This is a genomic window from Streptomyces sp. NPDC088794, assembly GCF_044750545.1.
GTDB lineage: Bacteria > Actinomycetota > Actinomycetes > Streptomycetales > Streptomycetaceae > Streptomyces.
Genome location: NZ_JBIVKB010000008.1, coordinates 22,368 through 37,549 on the forward strand (window position 1 = coordinate 22,368; position 15,182 = coordinate 37,549).

Genomic DNA, 15,182 nt, shown 5'->3' on the forward strand with positions numbered 1-15,182 from the left:
AAGCTTGGCAAGCGCAGAGCAGCTGATGTTTTCACTTCTTGAACGGATCAACGCCCGAACACCGGGAATTCCGCTCACATGAGCGGCTCGCGACACGTCTGATTTCGATCGATGAACGATCAAGGGGTGGCACTCAGTGCCACCCCTTGGAGAAGTGCAGCCGAGCCATGATCCGCTCACCTGAGCGCTACCCCTATCAAAGGTGGCGAGAATCACGCTGCCACAGCCGCCCGGATTTCACCATGCGGACGCGTCTCGGGAGCGAAACGCACCCGTCACACACCGTCAGACGCCCAGCGCGCGCAACCGCTCCTCCACCCGCTCCGGCGCGTACAGATGCTCCACGACCAGCGCACCCGCCCCCACCAGCCCGGCCCGCTCGCCGAGCCGCGAGGTGACGATCTCCAGCCGGGCCGTCGAGCGGGACAGCGCCCGCTGGTACAGCAGCTCGCGCACGCCCGTGAGGAAGGGAGTTCCCGCCAGATCTCCGGCGATCATCAGCACACCCGGGTTCAGCAGCGTCACCACGGTCGCGAGTACGTCCCCCACCTGCCGCCCGGCCTCCCGCGCGAGGCCCACGGCCTCCGGGTGCCCGGCGGCCAGCAGCTCCCGCACGTCCGAGCCGGACGCGGCCTCGACCCCGCTCTCGGTGAGCCGTCGGGCCACGGCCCAGCCACTGGCGACGGCGGCGAGACAGCCGTAGGACCCGCACCGGCACAGCGCTTCGGCGCCCACCCGGATGTGCCCGATGTCCCCGGCGCCGCCGTCGATGCCCCGGAAGACGGAGCCGTCCACGACGACCCCGGCGCCGATGCCGGTGGAGACCTTGACCAGAACGAAGGCCGAGCAGTCCGGGTATCCGGTGCGCTGTTCGCCGTACGCCATCAGGTTCGCGTCGTTGTCGACGAGCACGGGGACGCCGGCCGGACCGCCCGTGTGCTCGGCGAAGGCGCGGGACAGCCGCCCTCGTATGTCGTAGCCGTCCCAGCCCGGCATGATCGGCGGCTGCACGACCAGGCCGGTCTCGCTGTCGACGGGCCCCGGCACCGCGAGCCCGATACCGCAGACCGAGCGCGCGGGCCGGTCCGCCTTGTCCAGCAGCTCGGCGAACCAGCCGCCGAGCGCACCCAGCACCACGTCCGGACCGTCCTCGACGACCAGGACCCCGGCCCGCTCGGCGAGGATCTCGCCGGTCAGGGTGAGCAGGGCGGCGCGGGCGTGGCGGGTGTCGAGGTCGGCGGCCAGCACGACCGCGTGCTCGTCGTCGAACTCCAGGGTGATGGAGGGGCGCCCGCCCAGGGGCGAGTCGACCGGGCCGCCGGCGCCCTCGCGCAGCCAGCCCGCGCGGAAGAGCCGGTCCAGGCGCTGGCCGACGGTGGCTCGGGACAGCCCGGTGGCCTGCTGGAGGGCGCCGCGGGTGGTCGCCCGCCCGCTTCGTACGAGTTCGAGCAGATCGCCGGCGCGAGCCTGACCCCGATGCTGACCCCGAATCTGGTCCCGAGCGGTCATGCGCACCCCCTTGTGTTTCTCAACCCTGCATTACATATTGAGTTTTGCGTGTTAAATAGACGTAACCCTACGGTAGCCAAGACCGAACCGGTCTGCCGCACGTCTTTCGGGGAGCCCCGAGTGGATCGCACTGCCCAACTCACCGTCCGCCCCACCGAGGGCACGCTTGTATACGATCCGCCCCCGATGTCGGATTCGCTGCACCGCAGGGCCGCACGGGTGCTGGAGGCCAACTGGACGGGCACGTCCACGGTCCCCTCGCGCAGCCTGTATCCGCACCAGTGGTCGTGGGACTCGGCGTTCATCGCGATCGGCCTGCGGCACCTGTCGCCGTTACGGGCCCAGACGGAGCTGGAGACGCTGCTGAGCGCCCAGTGGGCGGACGGGCGTGTCCCGCACATCGTCTTCAACCCCTCCGTCCCGCTCGACGCGTACTTCCCGAGCCCCGACTTCTGGCGCTCCTCGACCGCGGGGCACACGGCGGGCGCCCCGCGCACCGTACAGACCTCCGGCATCGTGCAGCCACCGGTCCACGCGCTGGCCGCGTGGCTGGTGCACAGCGCCGACCCGGGCCTGTCCCGCGCGCGTGGCTTCCTCGCCGGGGTGTACCCCCGACTGGCCGCCTGGCACCGCTACTTGCTGCACCGCCGGGACCTGGGCGGCGGCGGACTCGCGTCCGTCGTGCACCCCTGGGAACAGGGTATGGACAACAGCCCTTGCTGGGACGCCCCCTTGGCCCGCGTCACCCCGGCCCCGGCCCGCTCCTTCCGCCGCGCCGACCTCGACCACGGCGCCGCCGAGGACCGCCCGACGGACCTGGACTACGGCCGGTACGTACGCCTGGCGACGGACTACCGGGACCGGGAGTACGCCGACGGGGGAGACCACGGAGCGGCCCGTAGGGCCTCGTTTGAGGGTGGTGGTGGGAGACGGGCGGGCCAATTCGCCGTCGAGGACCCGGCGTTCAACGCCCTCCTCATCTCCTCGGAGCACGCCCTGGCCAGGATCGCCCGCGAACTGGGCGCGACGGGCACGGCCCGGCACGCCCGCGCGGAGCGTCTGACGACGGCGTTGGTGGACCGCCTGTGGGACCCGGCGCGCGGGATGTTCCTGTGCCGGGATCTGCGCGACGGGGACCGTGCGGGCACCCTGATCCCGGAGCGCAGCGTCTCGGGCCTGATCCCGCTCCTCCTGCCCGGCCTCCCGCGGCCCATCGTCTCCGCGCTCCTCCAGACCCTCCGCGGCCGGCACTTCGGCCTCGGCGACAGCACCCGCCTCACCCCCAGTTACGACCTCCTGGGCGAGGCCTTCGACCCGCACCGGTACTGGCGCGGGCCGGCGTGGTTCAACACCAACTGGCTGCTGGAGAGCGGCCTGCGGGTGCACGGCGAACTGACGGCGGCCGACTCGCTCCGCGACGCGCTCCTGCGCACCGCCGCCGACACCGACTTCGCGGAGTACGTCGACCCGTACACCGGCGAGGCCTGCGGAGCCCTCGGCTTCGGCTGGACCGCCGCGCTCGCGCTCGACCTGCTCCACACGCGCCCCGGACACGGCGTGTCCTCCACGGGCGTCGACACGTTCGAGATGAGGGACAAGGGAGGGGAACGGGGATGACGGACCGGCATCATCTGCTCGTGCACGGCGGGACCTTCGCGGCCGTGGGCGACGGCGGGGACATCAGCGGCGTCCGAGGGGCCGGTTCCCCGGACGGACTGTTCGTGCGCGACGCGAGGCATCTGAGCCGTTGGCAACTGACGGTCGACGGCGCGGTCCCGGAGTCGCTCACGCCGGTCGCGGACGGGGACACGGCACGCTGTGTCCTCGTCCCGCGCGGCGGCCGCCAGGAGCCGCCCAAGTGCACGCTCTTCCGCGAACAGGCGGTGGGAGACGGCTCGTTCGTCGAATCCCTGCGGGTGACCAGCAACCACCCCTCCCCCACCACGGTCCGCCTCGCGATGACCGTGGACGCCGACTTCACCGACCAGTTCGAGCTGCGCTCCGACCACCGCACCTACACCAAGATCGGCGCCACCCGCTCCCGCCAAGTCCTCGACGACGGCGTGGAGTTCAGCTACCAGCGCGGCGAATGGCGCTCGTGTACGACGGTGACGGCGGAGCCCGCCCCGGACGGCGTCGAGGAGACCGGCACCGGCGCCCGCCGCCTGGTCTGGACCCTCGAACTGGCCCCGCACGGCACCACGGAGCTGACGTTACGGGTGATGGCCCGCCCGCACGGAGACAAGCGGACCCGGCGCGTACCGGCATCCCCCGCAGCGATGAACGAACAACTCCTGGCTCTGGAAGGCGAGTTCGTCGAAGGCGTCCCCTTCCCGACCGGCTGGCCGGAGCTGGCGGCGGCCTGCGCACGTGGCCTCGCCGACCTGGCCTCGCTCCAGGTCCCGGCGACGGGCCCGGACGGCGAGGAACTGCGCGTGCCGGCCGCCGGGGCCCCCTGGTTCCTGACCCTCCTGGGCCGAGACGCCCTGCTGACCTCTCTCTTCACGCTCCCCTACCGTCCCCAGCTCGCCGCCGCCACACTCCCGGCCCTGGCCGCGACTCAGGCGACGGAGACGGGCCCGACCTCGGTGTCGCAGCCCGGGAAGATCGTGCACGAGGTACGGCACGGGGAGTTGGCGCACTTCGGCCAGGTGCCGTTCGGCCGCTACTACGGCTCGGTCGACGCGACGCCGCTCTTCCTCGTCCTCCTGGGCGCGTACGTCGAACAGACAGGTGACGCGGACTTGGCCCGCCGCCTGGAACCGCACGCCCGCGCGGCGATCGGCTGGATGCTGGACCACGGCGGCCTCACCTCACGCGGCTACCTCGTCTACCGCGCGGACCAGGGCGGCCTGGCGAACCAGAACTGGAAGGACTCCCCCGGCGCGATCTGCTCCGCAGACGGGACGCGGGCGAGCGGACCGGTGATGGCGGCGGGGGCGCAGGGCTACGCGTACGACGCGCTGCGCCGTACGGCGTGGATCGCGCGCACGGTGTGGGAGGACGAGACGTACGCGGCGCTGCTGGAGCAGGCGGCGGGCGATCTCCGGGACCGTTTCCAGCGGGACTTCTGGATGCGGGACCTCAACTTCCCGGCGCTCGCGCTGGACGGGGAGGGCCGGCAGGTCAACGCCCTTGCCTCGGACGCCGGTCACCTTCTCTGGTCCGGGCTGCTGGACAAGGAGTACGGGGAGGCGGTGGGGCGGCGGCTGCTGGAACCGGACTTCTTCTCCGGGTGGGGAGTTCGGACCCTCGCGTCCGGCCAGTCGGCGTATCACCCGTTGTCGTACCACCGTGGGTCGGTGTGGCCGCACGACAACGCGTTGATCACGCTGGGGTTGGCGCGGTACGGGTTGCATGACGAGGCGCGGTCGGTGGCGCATGCGTTGGTGGATGCGGCGACGGCCACCGGGCATCGGCTGCCGGAGGTACTCGCCGGGTACGGCCGGGACACTCACTCGGAGCCGGTGCCGTATCCGCATGCGTGTGTGCGGGAGTCTCGTTCGGCGGCGGCGCCTCTTGCTCTGCTGACGGCGGTGGGGGGCGCGTAGGGGGTGGGGTGGTTGGGGGGTGTGGGGCGGCTGCCGGCCGGTGGGGGCTTGTCGCGCAGTTCCCCGCGCCCCTAAAAGACCAGGGGGTCCGGACGTCGACACGGACCCGCGCCACCAAAAGCGCCTCACCTGAACGTTGACCGGGCATTTGCCCGGTATTTACGTATCCCCGTGAACGGCCCCTCGCAGGCGGCCGTACGAGATGGAGTCACCGGTCTCGCCACGGAAGGAACCCTCGGGTGCCTGTCTTCACGCGCCTCAGTCAGCAGCAGCAGGACACGTCACCCGAGGTCGACCCCAAGGCCGAGTCGGAGGCGAGTGAGCCCCGGCCGAAGGGGCCGCGGGCCCGGCTCGCCGCGCTCCGCGAAAGCCATCCCTCGGCCGTGCGGGCCGTCCGGTGGACGATCACGATCCTCTGTGCCGTGCTCGTTCTCGGGGCTCTCATGCTGCCGAACCGGATGAACGCGCTCCAGCCGGACCGGTTCACGCGGATTCCGGTGGAGGCGATCCTCGGGGCGGCCGTGGCGTTGGCGCTGCCGCGCCGGCCGCGGCTGATCGTGGCCGTGGTGTCCGGAGTGGCGCTGGGCGCGATGACGATCGTGAACCTGTTGGACATGGGCTTCCTGGAGTACCTGGGCCGGGGCTTCAACCTGGTCCTGGACTGGGAGTTGCTGCCGGACGCGCAGGCGTACATCCAGGACTCGATGGGCAAGGCGGTGGCGGTCGGCGCGAGCGTCGGCGCGGTCGTCCTGGTCATCGTGCTGCTCACCGTCATGGCGCTGGCGATGGTCCGGCTCAGCAACCTGCTCTCCCGCAACAAGCAGGTCGCGACCCGGGCCACCCTCGTAGCCACGGTCGCCTGGGTGCTCTGCTCGGCGCTGAGTCTGCAGATCTCCGGGGTGCCGATCGCCGCCGACCGGCAGGCGAAGGCCCTGAGCATCCAGGTGCAGCGGGTGCGGGACACGCTGCGGGACGAGGCGGAGTTCCAGAAGGTGGCGAAGGTCGACGCGTTCGGGAACACGCCGCCCTCCCAGCTCGTGCCCGACCTGCGCGGCAAGGACATGATCTTCACCTTCATCGAGAGCTACGGCCGGAGCGCGATCGAGGACCCGATCATGGCGCCGGGCGTGGACAAGACGCTCGACGTGAGCACCAAGGCGCTCGCGAAGGCGGGCTTCCACGCGAAGAGCGGGTGGCTGACCTCGGCGACGTACGGCGGCAGCAGCTGGCTCGGCCACTCGACCACGATGTCGGGGCTGTGGATCGACAACCAGCAGCGCTACCGCACGGTGATGGCGAGCGACCACCTCAGCCTCACCAAGGCGTTCCAGAAGACGGGCGACTGGGACACGGTCGGGATCATGCCGGGTGTGCAGAAGGCGTGGCCCGAGCAGAGTTACTACGGCCTCGACTCGGTCCGCAACGCCTTCCAACTGGGCTACAAGGGGCCGAAGTTCAGCTGGTCGACGATGCCGGACCAGTACGCGCTCGAGGCGTACCAGAAGCTGGAGCACAGCAAGAAGCGCGACAAGCCGCTGATGTCGGAGATCATCCTGACCTCCAGCCACCAGCCGTGGGCGCCGATCCCGAAGATGGTCGACTGGGACCAGCTCGGCGACGGCACGGTCTTCAACGCGATCCAGAAGGCCGGCAAGAAGGCCTCGGACGTCATCACCAACCCCACCAAGTCCCGCCAGGAGTACGGCAAGTCGGTGCAGTACTCGGTGACCGCGCTCACCCAGTGGATGGAGCGCTACGGCGACGAGAACACCGTCCTGGTCTTCCTCGGCGACCACCAGCCGATCGCCCGGGTCAGCGGTGACCACGCCAGCCGTGACGTCCCGATCTCCATCGTCGCCAAGGACCCGAAGGTCCTCGACAAGATCGCCGACTGGAACTGGTCCGACGGCCTGCGCCCCGCCCACAACGCCCCCGTCTGGAAAATGAGCGCCTTCCGAGACAAGTTCCTGACGGCATACGGCTCTACACCCCACCCCAAGAAGAGCTGACCGCACATTCCAGCCCCTTTGATTCCAGCCCCTCCGGCGTTTGAGGAGCGGGGGTCCGGGGGCTGGCCCCCGGAACGGGGTCGAAGGGGCGGCAGCCCCTGGAGGATGGGACGGGTAGGGGCGGCGGGGGCGAGGAAATCCCGGCGTCACCCCCCGGACGTGTCCAGCTCCGCGTCCTCGCTCAACCCGGCACAGTCGTACGGGTCCTTCAGCCAACCATCCGGCAGCACAACCCGGTTGTTCCCCGACGTACGCCCACGCGGCCCGTCCGCCCCGCTCGGCCAGACCTGATCCAGCTCCAACTCGTCCAGCCCGGCCCGCAGTTCGGCCAAGGACGACGTGACAGCCAGCCGCTTCCGCATCTCGCTGCCGACCGCGAACCCCTTCAGGTACCAGGCGACATGCTTACGGAAGTCGATGACGCCCCGCGCCTCGTCCCCGATCCACTCACCGAGCAGCGTCGCGTGCCGCACCATCACATCGGCGACCACACGCAACGACGGCCGCGCGACATCGTCCGGCCGCCCCTCGAACCCGGCCACCAGATCCGCGAACAGCCACGGCCGCCCCAGGCACCCACGCCCCACGACCACACCGTCGACGCCCGTCTCCCGCACCATCCGCAACGCGTCCTCGGCCGACCAGATGTCTCCGTTGCCGAGGACGGGAATCTCCGGCACATGCTCCTTCAACCGGGCGATCGCCTCCCAGTCGGCCGTACCGCCGTAGTGCTGAGCGGCCGTACGCCCGTGCAACGCGATCGCCGTGACACCCTCCTCGACCGCGATCCGCCCCGCGTCGAGGTACGTGATGTGGTCGTCGTCGATCCCCTTGCGCATCTTCATCGTCACCGGCAGCTCCCCGGCCCCGGACACCGCCTCGCGCAGAATCGCCCGCAGCAGGTTCCGCTTGTAGGGAAGCGCGGACCCACCACCCTTGCGCGTCACCTTCGGCACCGGGCACCCGAAGTTCAGGTCGATGTGATCGGCGAGCCCCTCCTCCGCGATCATCCGCACGGCCTTGCCCACCGTCGCCGGATCGACCCCGTACAGCTGGATCGAGCGAGGCGTCTCCGTCGCGTCGAAGCGGATCAGCTGCATCGTCTTCTCGTTGCGCTCGACCAGCGCCCGAGTGGTGATCATCTCGCTGACGAACAGCCCTTTGCCCCCGCTGAACTCCCTGCACAGCGTGCGGAAGGGCGCGTTGGTGATCCCGGCCATGGGAGCCAGGACGACGGGCGGCTGAACAATGTGCGGCCCGATCATCAGGGGCGCGGCGGTCGTGGACATTCCCCTATTGTCACGCACACCGCAGCGCACCCGGGCCGAAGATCTTGTAACGGTCATTAGTTAGACACACTATCGACACGAGCGTACGATGGAACCCATGCCCGAGCTCAGCCCCCGCCGCCGCATGCTGGTGCTCGCGATCTGCTGCATGAGCCTGCTGATCGTGAGCCTCGACGTCACCATCCTGAACGTCGCCCTCCCGTCGATGCAGGACGAACTGCACGCGAGTACGGCCGGCCTCCAGTGGACGATCGACGCGTACACCCTGGTCCTCGCCTCGCTGCTGATGCTGGCCGGCTCGACGGCGGACCGGATCGGCCGCAAACGCGTGTTCATGGTGGGCCTGGTGGTCTTCAGCCTCGGCTCGCTGCTCTGCTCCCTCGCCCCGAACCTCGACGCGCTGATCGCCTTCCGCATGATCCAGGCCATCGGCGGCTCGATGCTCAACCCGGTGGCGATGTCGATCATCACCAACACGTTCACCGACCCGCGGGAGCGCGCGAAGGCGATCGGCGTATGGGGCGCGGTGGTCGGCATATCGATGGCGGCGGGCCCGCTGATCGGCGGCGTACTGGTGGACTCCATCGGCTGGCGCTCGATCTTCTGGACGAACCTCCCGGTGGGCCTCGTGGCCCTGCTGCTCACCCTGCGCTACGTCCCCGAGTCCCGCGCCCCCAAGGCCCGCCGCCCGGACCCTGTCGGCCAGTTCCTGGTCATCGCCCTGTTCGGTTCGTTGACGTACGCGATCATCGAGGCGCCGACCTCCGGCGCGGCGACCGTCCTCCCCTTCGCGGCGATCGCGCTGGCCGCGCTGCTCGGACTGCTCTGGTACGAGCCCCGACGTGACGAACCCCTCATCGACCTGCGCTTCTTCCGCTCGGCCCCGTTCAGCGGCGCCACCGTGATCGCGATCGGCGCGTTCGCGGCACTGGGCGGCTTCCTGTTCCTGTCGACGCTGTACCTGCAGAACGTGCGCGGCCTGAGCGCCCTGCACGCGGGTCTGTGGATGCTGCCGATGGCGGTGCCGATGTTCCTGTGCGCACCGGTGTCCGGGCGGCTGGTCGGCAGCCGGGGGCCGCGGCTGTCGCTGCTGATCGCGGGGACGGCGATGACGGTGAGCGCGGTGATGTTCGCCGCGTTCGACGCGGAGACCTCGAACGTGACGCTCTTCATCGGCTACGCCGTGTTCGGCATCGGCTTCGGTTTCGTGAACGCGCCGATCACCAACACGGCGGTGTCGGGGATGCCGAGGGCGCAGGCCGGCGTGGCCGCCGCGGTCGCCTCCACCAGCCGCCAGCTCGGACAGACGCTGGGCGTCGCGGTGATCGGCGCGGTGCTGGCGTCCGGCATCAACGCGTCGGCGTACAGGACCACTTTCGTGTCGGCCTCGGTGCCGGGCTGGTGGATCCTCGTGGGCTGCGGGCTCACCGTGCTCGGACTCGGGGTGCTGACCAGTGGGCGCTGGGCGCGCGGGACGGCGGAGCGGACGGCCGAGCAGTTGAAGTCCGTCGAACTGCGCGAAGCGGCCCGGGTCAGCGCGTAGTACCCCGTGGTCAGCGCACCGCCTGCTCCTTCTCCCCCGCCCGCTCCTCGGCCTTCGCCACCGCGATCTCGTGCAGCCGCTCCAGCCGCCGCCTCGACTCCCCGTCCACCGGCAGGTAGGTGACCATGCGCGGGCCGACCTGCGGGCCGAGCCACAGGTCGGTGTGGTCGACGGTGACGCGGCCGACGTAGCGGTTGCGGAACTCCTTGCGCTTGCCGCGGTGTTCGACGATCTCGTGCCGCTCCCAGGCCTCGCGGAAGTCCTCGGACTCGGCGCGCAGCCGCTTGAGGAGGGTCTTCCAGGTGGGCTCGGCGAGATGGCCGGCCATCGAGGCGCGGAAGCGGGCGGCCATCAGGCGCTGGGCGTCCGCGAGGTGCACGATCGAGGACTGCCAGTCGGGGTTGGTGTAGGAGAGGATCATGCAGTTGCGGTCCTCGGCCGGCACCTCGGCCAGGTCGCACAGGAGCAGGCCGTAGGTGCGGTTGTAGGCGAGGATGTCGTACCGGCTGTTCTGCACACAGGCCGGGATCGGCTCCAGCTGGTCGAGGACGGCCTGGAGGGCCGGGGTGATCGACGCGCAGGACGTGGCCGGCGCCGGATCCACCGCCCCGGCGAGCTGGAAGACGTGGGCCCGCTCGCTCGGGTCGAGCAGCAGGGTGCGGGCGAGGGCGTCCAGGACCTGCACGGAGACCTGGATGTCCCGGGCCTGTTCGAGCCACGTGTACCAGGTGACGCCGACCGCGGAGAGGTGGGCGACCTCCTCGCGCCGCAGCCCGGGGGTGCGGCGGCGGGAGCCGCGGGGCAGCCCGACCTGCTCCGGGGTGATGTGCTCGCGGCGGTGACGCAGGAACGCGGCGAGTTCGTGCCGGCGGATCGCCGACACGGCCGGACCCTGCGGCGGGGCCGTGCCGTCGAGTGCCGGCTCCTGAGCCTTCTCCCGGGCCTTCCCCTGAGCGATCTCCTGAGCCATGGTCGTCATACTCTCCAGCGTGCCGCACCGCGGACCCTGTTGCCAGGTGGTCCCGCTACCAGGATAAGAAGACTCTGGTACCAGTCTGCGCGCGGGCGCAAGCTCGTCATCATGACCGAAACCGTCACTTCGCACCGGACCGAGACCCCAGCGCCGCCGGCGCTGGGCGGCCTCGGCCTGTTCACGGTGCTGCTGGCCGCGGCACTGCCGCTCATCGACTTCTTCATCGTCAACGTCGCGCTGCCGACCATCGGCAAGGACCTCTCGGCGAGCGAGGCCGTCCTCGAACTCGTCGTCGCCGGCTACGGGGTCTCGTACGCCGTCCTCCTGGTCCTCGGCGGCCGGCTCGGCGACCTGTTCGGCCGCCGGCGGCTCTTCCTGGGCGGGATGGCCGCGTTCGGCGTGACCTCCCTGGCCTGCGGCCTCGCACCGACCGCGTGGACGCTGGTCGCCGCGCGGATCGCGCAGGGCGCGGCGTCCGCGGCGATGCTCCCGCAGGTCCTCGCCACCATCCAGGCCGCGACGCACGGCCCGCGCCGCGCCAAGGCGATGGGCCTGTACGGCGCGACCGCCGGCCTCGCCATGGTGGCGGGGCAGATCCTCGGCGGGGTCCTGGTCGCCGCCGACATCGCCGGTACCGGCTGGCGCGCGGTGTTCCTGGTGAACGTGCCGGTCGTCATCGTCGGTCTGTTCCTGGCCGTCAAGGTCGTACCGGAGACGCGTTCCCAGCACCCCGAACCGGTGGACGTGCCCGGCACGTTCCTGCTGGGCGCGTCGCTGCTGGCGCTGCTGGTGCCGCTGACGGAGGGCCGGGCGGCGGGCTGGCCGCTGTGGACGTGGCTGTCGCTGGCCGCGTTCCCGGGGATCGTGTCCGCGTTCTACGCGGTGGAGCGCAGGGCGGACCGGCAGGGGCGGACGCCGCTGGTGCCACCGAGCCTGCTGGCGCTGACCTCGCTGCGGCGCGGTCTGGTGATGATCCTGCCGTTCGCGATCGGCTTCAGCGGGTTCATGTTCGTGATCGCGGTGGCGTTGCAGCGCGGCGCGGGGCTCGGCCCGGTCGACGCGGGGCTGGCGCTGGTGCCGCTGGCGGTGACGTTCTTCTTCGCCTCGCTCGCCGGGCCGCGGCTGGTGACCCGGTACGGCACGCGGGTCGTGACGGCGGGTTCGGTGATCCAGGCGGTGGGCCTGGGTCTGATCGTGCTGGCCGCGTGGCGCTCGTGGCCGCACCTCGGCTTCGTCGAGCTGCTGCCCGGGGCGGCGGTCGCCGGTGCGGGTCAGGCCCTCCAACTGCCCATCATCTTCCGGATCATCCTGTCGGAGGTGCCGGCGGCCCGGGCCGGTGTGGGCGCCGGCGTGATGGTGACCACCCAGCAGTCCGCGCTGGCGCTCGGCGTGGCCACGCTCGGCACGCTCTTCCTGTCGCTGATTCCGGGCATGGGGATGCGAGACGCCCTGGTGACAACGCTGTTGGTGCAGTTGGCGGGGGTGGTGCTGACCGGGCTGCTCAGCCTGCGGCTGCCGCGCACGATCGGCTGACAGCGGGACGACACGGACGATCCGCCGGGTGCCACCGCGGCTGTCATGTTCACAGCTTGGACAACTCGGCGTGAATTGAGCACTGTTGATGTTGATATTGCTGCACACTCCTTGCCGGAGACTCCTGAGCGGAGGCGAGGCGCATGTTGCAGATCAACACGAGCAAAGTGAGCCGCTGGGACCAGCACGGGCGGGAACACATCGTCCGCGTGCAGCGCAAAGGCGCGCAACGCACGATCAAGTGCGACACCTGCGGCTGGAAGAAGAGCGCGCAGTTCCTGCCGTGGCTGAAGGCGGAGGAGCACCTGGCCGAGGCACACCAGGCGACGGTGGACCCGTCCGACGACTGAGCGGGGAGACGCCGGACGGCCGACCGAGAGGCGACCGCCCCGGAGACGGCCGCTCGGGAGAGCGATGAGTTCACGAGGCGAGGAGAGTCGTACCCGACGTATTCGATACGACTCCCCGGACCGGAAGGCCGACCGATGAGCTCTCTCCACGACACCCTGCGGCGACACGTCGACGACGGCACCGTGCCGGGGGCGGTGGGCCTGGTGGCCCGCGGCGACGACGTCGAGGTGGCGGCCGTCGGCTCCGTCGACGTCGAAGGCACCGCCCCGATGGCCCGCGACTCGATCTTCCGGGTCGCCTCGGTCAGCAAGCCGGTCACGGCGGCGGCGGTCCTGGCGCTGGTGGAGGACGGGCGCCTCGCGCTGGACGCGCCGGTGGAGGAGTGGCTGCCGGAGCTGGCGAAGCCGACGGTGGTCCGCACGCCCGCCTCGCCGGTCGAGGACGTGGTCCCGGCGGAGCGTCGGATCACGGTCGAGGACCTGCTGAGCTTCCGGGCCGGCTGGGGATTTCCGGACGACTTCTCGCTGCCGGCCGTCCAGACGCTCCTCGCGTTCCAGCAGGACGGCCGCGCGCCCTACCTCCAGCCCGGCCCCGACGAGTGGCTCGCCGCCCTGTCCCGGATCCCGATGCTGCGCCAGCCGGGCGCCGCGTGGCTCTACAACACCTGCTCGGACCTCCAGGGCGTCCTGGTCGCCCGCGCCTCGGGCTCGTCCTTCCCCGACTTCCTGACGGAGCGGTTCTTCGGGCCGCTGGGCATGACGGACACAGCGTTCACGGTGCCGGAGTCGAAGCGGGCCCGCTTCACCACCGCCTACACCCCGGGCGAGCAGGGCACCCTGAACCAGTCGGACACCCCGGACGGCGGCTTCAGCCGGCCCCCGGCCTTCCCCTCGGGCGCCGGCGGCCTGGTCTCGACGGCCGACGACCTCCTGGCCTTCGGCCGCATGCTCGCGAACGACGGCGCGGCTCCTGACGGCACCGCGGTCCTCTCCCCCACCTCCGTGAGCCGCATGACCACCAACCACCTCACCGCGGCCCAGCGCGACGCCTCGACCCTGTTCCTGGAGGGCCAGGGCTGGGGCTACGGCGGCGCGGTCGACGTCACTCCCATCGACCCCTGGAACGTCCCCGGCCGCTACGGCTGGGTCGGCGGCACGGGCACGGCTGCGCACGTGATTCCCCCGACGGGCACGGTCACGATCCTGCTGACCCAGGTGGCGATGACCAGCCCGGTCCCGCCCGCCCTGATGCGGGAGTTCTGGGAGTGCGCGGCGGAGGGCTAATCCCGAGCCGAGAACCTCTCCGGCCGGAAGTCCGCCAGCAGCTCGCTCTGCTCCCCGTCGAGGATCTCCGCCGCGAGCAACCGGCCCAGTACCGGTCCGAGTGTGATGCCGCTGTGGGAGACGGCCTCGTGGTAGCCCGGCACGGACGGCACCGCCCCCACCGAGGGGAAGCCGTCGGCCGGGATGGGGCGGAAGGCCACCCGGGTGCCGGTGATGCGGGAGTCGGCGAGTTCGGGGACGACCTGTCGTACCCATGTGTGGAGCAGCCGGGCCAGTTCCGCGGGATCCTCGTCGCCGGTGTCGATGAGTGCGTCGACCTCGCGGCTGTGCAGGACCATCGATCCGTCGCCGTCGGGGCGGATCTCGATGTGGGGCGCGTGCATGGCCCGGTGGATCGGGACCGGGGCGCAGTCGATCCGCGTGACGACACCGGGTTCGCGGCGCATCGGCAGGTCGCGTGCGACGAGGCCGGCGATGCGGGAGGCGTCGGGGCCCGCCGCGTTCACGACGGCGTCGACCGCGAGAGTGGTCCCGTCGGACAGCGTCACGCTCCGGACGTCCCCGTCGGCACCGGTCCCGATGTCCCGGACCTCCGTGCCGGACCTCAACTCGGCACCGGCCGTGACCGCTTGGCCGACCAGGCGGCCGACGAGGTGGCGGCCGTGCACCCAGGCCTCGTCGGGGTAGAGCGCGACGGGCACCTCGTCGGGCAGCGCGAGAGCAGGTTCGAGGCGGCGGCGCACCTCGGCCCCGGTGGACAGTTCGACCCGGTAGCCCCAACCGGCCAGCAGTTCCGCCGTGTTCAGGAACCGCACCTCCGCCGCCGGGTCGTCGGCCCAGCGCAGATGGCCGCTCGGGTACCACCACGCGTCCGGCCCGATGGTCGCCGCCAGCTCGCGGTGCGCCGCCATGCCCGCGACGTTCAGGTCGTAGTAGGACCTGCGCACGGTCTTGTTGCTGGCGTTGACCCACGAGAAGGACCAGTTGGTGACGCCCTCGCCCGGCCGGCCCGCGTCGAGGAGGACCACCTCGGCACCCTGCCGGGACAGGTTCCAGCCCACGCAGGCGCCGAGGACGCCCACTCCGATGACGGCGACACGTCGGGGCCGGGTCGTGGATCCGTTGTCCATGGACCCGATTG

11 protein-coding genes are annotated in these 15,182 nt (G+C 71.2%); 7 read left to right on the plus strand and 4 right to left on the minus strand.

Features of this window, described 5'->3' with window-relative positions; all coding sequences use genetic code 11:
• Positions 1-285: 285 nt before the first annotated feature.
• Positions 286-1,509, minus strand: a complete 1,224-nt coding sequence (locus ACIP6U_RS22790) for an ROK family protein (protein ID WP_401720681.1) — start codon at positions 1,507-1,509, stop codon at positions 286-288.
• Between the two features lie 120 nt (positions 1,510-1,629).
• On the opposite strand from ACIP6U_RS22790, the gene ACIP6U_RS22795 reads away from it, so the two are divergent.
• From ACIP6U_RS22795 to ACIP6U_RS22805, 3 genes are all read left to right on the plus strand, one after another.
• Positions 1,630-3,126 carry an MGH1-like glycoside hydrolase domain-containing protein gene (locus ACIP6U_RS22795; RefSeq protein ID WP_401720682.1) on the plus strand — a complete coding sequence of 499 codons (1,497 nt, stop codon included), beginning with the start codon at positions 1,630-1,632 and terminating at the stop codon, positions 3,124-3,126.
• Entirely contained in the window at positions 3,123-5,060 is a 1,938-nt protein-coding gene (locus tag ACIP6U_RS22800) for a glycogen debranching N-terminal domain-containing protein (protein WP_401720685.1), read from the plus strand. The genes ACIP6U_RS22795 and ACIP6U_RS22800 overlap by 4 nt, the downstream gene beginning before the upstream one ends.
• A gap of 239 nt (positions 5,061-5,299) precedes the next feature.
• The gene (locus tag ACIP6U_RS22805; protein ID WP_401720688.1) at positions 5,300-7,069 is read left to right on the plus strand and encodes a CDP-alcohol phosphatidyltransferase; all 1,770 of its coding nucleotides are present in this window, start codon (positions 5,300-5,302) and stop codon (positions 7,067-7,069) included.
• Positions 7,070-7,215: 146 nt separating this feature from the next.
• On the opposite strand, the gene dusB is transcribed toward ACIP6U_RS22805, so the two are convergent.
• Positions 7,216-8,358, minus strand: a complete 1,143-nt coding sequence (dusB, locus tag ACIP6U_RS22810) for a tRNA dihydrouridine synthase DusB (protein WP_401720690.1) — start codon at positions 8,356-8,358, stop codon at positions 7,216-7,218.
• A 97-nt stretch (positions 8,359-8,455) separates the two neighbouring features.
• Between dusB and ACIP6U_RS22815 the strand changes: the two genes are divergently transcribed.
• Positions 8,456-9,901, plus strand: a complete 1,446-nt coding sequence (locus tag ACIP6U_RS22815; protein ID WP_401720693.1) for an MFS transporter — start codon at positions 8,456-8,458, stop codon at positions 9,899-9,901.
• Between the two features lie 10 nt (positions 9,902-9,911).
• Here ACIP6U_RS22815 and ACIP6U_RS22820 read toward each other — a convergent pair whose 3' ends face one another.
• Positions 9,912-10,880 (minus strand): helix-turn-helix transcriptional regulator, encoded by a 969-nt coding sequence (locus ACIP6U_RS22820; RefSeq protein ID WP_401720696.1) that lies wholly within the window; start codon positions 10,878-10,880, stop codon positions 9,912-9,914.
• A gap of 102 nt (positions 10,881-10,982) precedes the next feature.
• On the opposite strand from ACIP6U_RS22820, the gene ACIP6U_RS22825 reads away from it, so the two are divergent.
• The 3 genes from ACIP6U_RS22825 (at position 10,983) to ACIP6U_RS22835 (ending at position 14,041) form a co-directional block, all read left to right on the plus strand.
• Positions 10,983-12,407, plus strand: coding sequence for an MFS transporter (locus ACIP6U_RS22825; RefSeq protein WP_401720699.1), 1,425 nt, complete (start codon positions 10,983-10,985; stop codon positions 12,405-12,407).
• Between the two features lie 143 nt (positions 12,408-12,550).
• On the plus strand, positions 12,551-12,757 hold the full coding sequence (locus ACIP6U_RS22830; protein WP_123999823.1) for a hypothetical protein: 207 nt from the start codon (positions 12,551-12,553) through the stop codon (positions 12,755-12,757).
• 135 nt (positions 12,758-12,892) lie between these two features.
• Positions 12,893-14,041 carry a serine hydrolase domain-containing protein gene (locus ACIP6U_RS22835; protein ID WP_401720702.1) on the plus strand — a complete coding sequence of 383 codons (1,149 nt, stop codon included), beginning with the start codon at positions 12,893-12,895 and terminating at the stop codon, positions 14,039-14,041.
• On the opposite strand, the gene ACIP6U_RS22840 is transcribed toward ACIP6U_RS22835, so the two are convergent.
• Entirely contained in the window at positions 14,038-15,171 is a 1,134-nt protein-coding gene (locus ACIP6U_RS22840) for an NAD(P)/FAD-dependent oxidoreductase (RefSeq protein ID WP_401720705.1), read from the minus strand. The genes ACIP6U_RS22835 and ACIP6U_RS22840 overlap by 4 nt on opposite strands.
• Between the last annotated feature and the right edge of the window lie 11 nt (positions 15,172-15,182).

Coding starts and splice junctions, on each gene's coding strand:
- ACIP6U_RS22790 (WP_401720681.1), bottom strand. CDS start 1,509: ATGACCGCTCGGGACCAGATTCGGGGTCAGCATCGGGGTCAGGCTCGC.
- ACIP6U_RS22820 (WP_401720696.1), bottom strand. CDS start 10,880: ATGACGACCATGGCTCAGGAGATCGCTCAGGGGAAGGCCCGGGAGAAG.
- ACIP6U_RS22840 (WP_401720705.1), bottom strand. CDS start 15,171: ATGGACAACGGATCCACGACCCGGCCCCGACGTGTCGCCGTCATCGGA.
- ACIP6U_RS22800 (WP_401720685.1), top strand. CDS start 3,123: ATGACGGACCGGCATCATCTGCTCGTGCACGGCGGGACCTTCGCGGCC.
- ACIP6U_RS22825 (WP_401720699.1), top strand. CDS start 10,983: ATGACCGAAACCGTCACTTCGCACCGGACCGAGACCCCAGCGCCGCCG.
- ACIP6U_RS22830 (WP_123999823.1), top strand. CDS start 12,551: ATGTTGCAGATCAACACGAGCAAAGTGAGCCGCTGGGACCAGCACGGG.
- ACIP6U_RS22815 (WP_401720693.1), top strand. CDS start 8,456: ATGCCCGAGCTCAGCCCCCGCCGCCGCATGCTGGTGCTCGCGATCTGC.
- ACIP6U_RS22835 (WP_401720702.1), top strand. CDS start 12,893: ATGAGCTCTCTCCACGACACCCTGCGGCGACACGTCGACGACGGCACC.
- dusB (WP_401720690.1), bottom strand. CDS start 8,358: ATGTCCACGACCGCCGCGCCCCTGATGATCGGGCCGCACATTGTTCAG.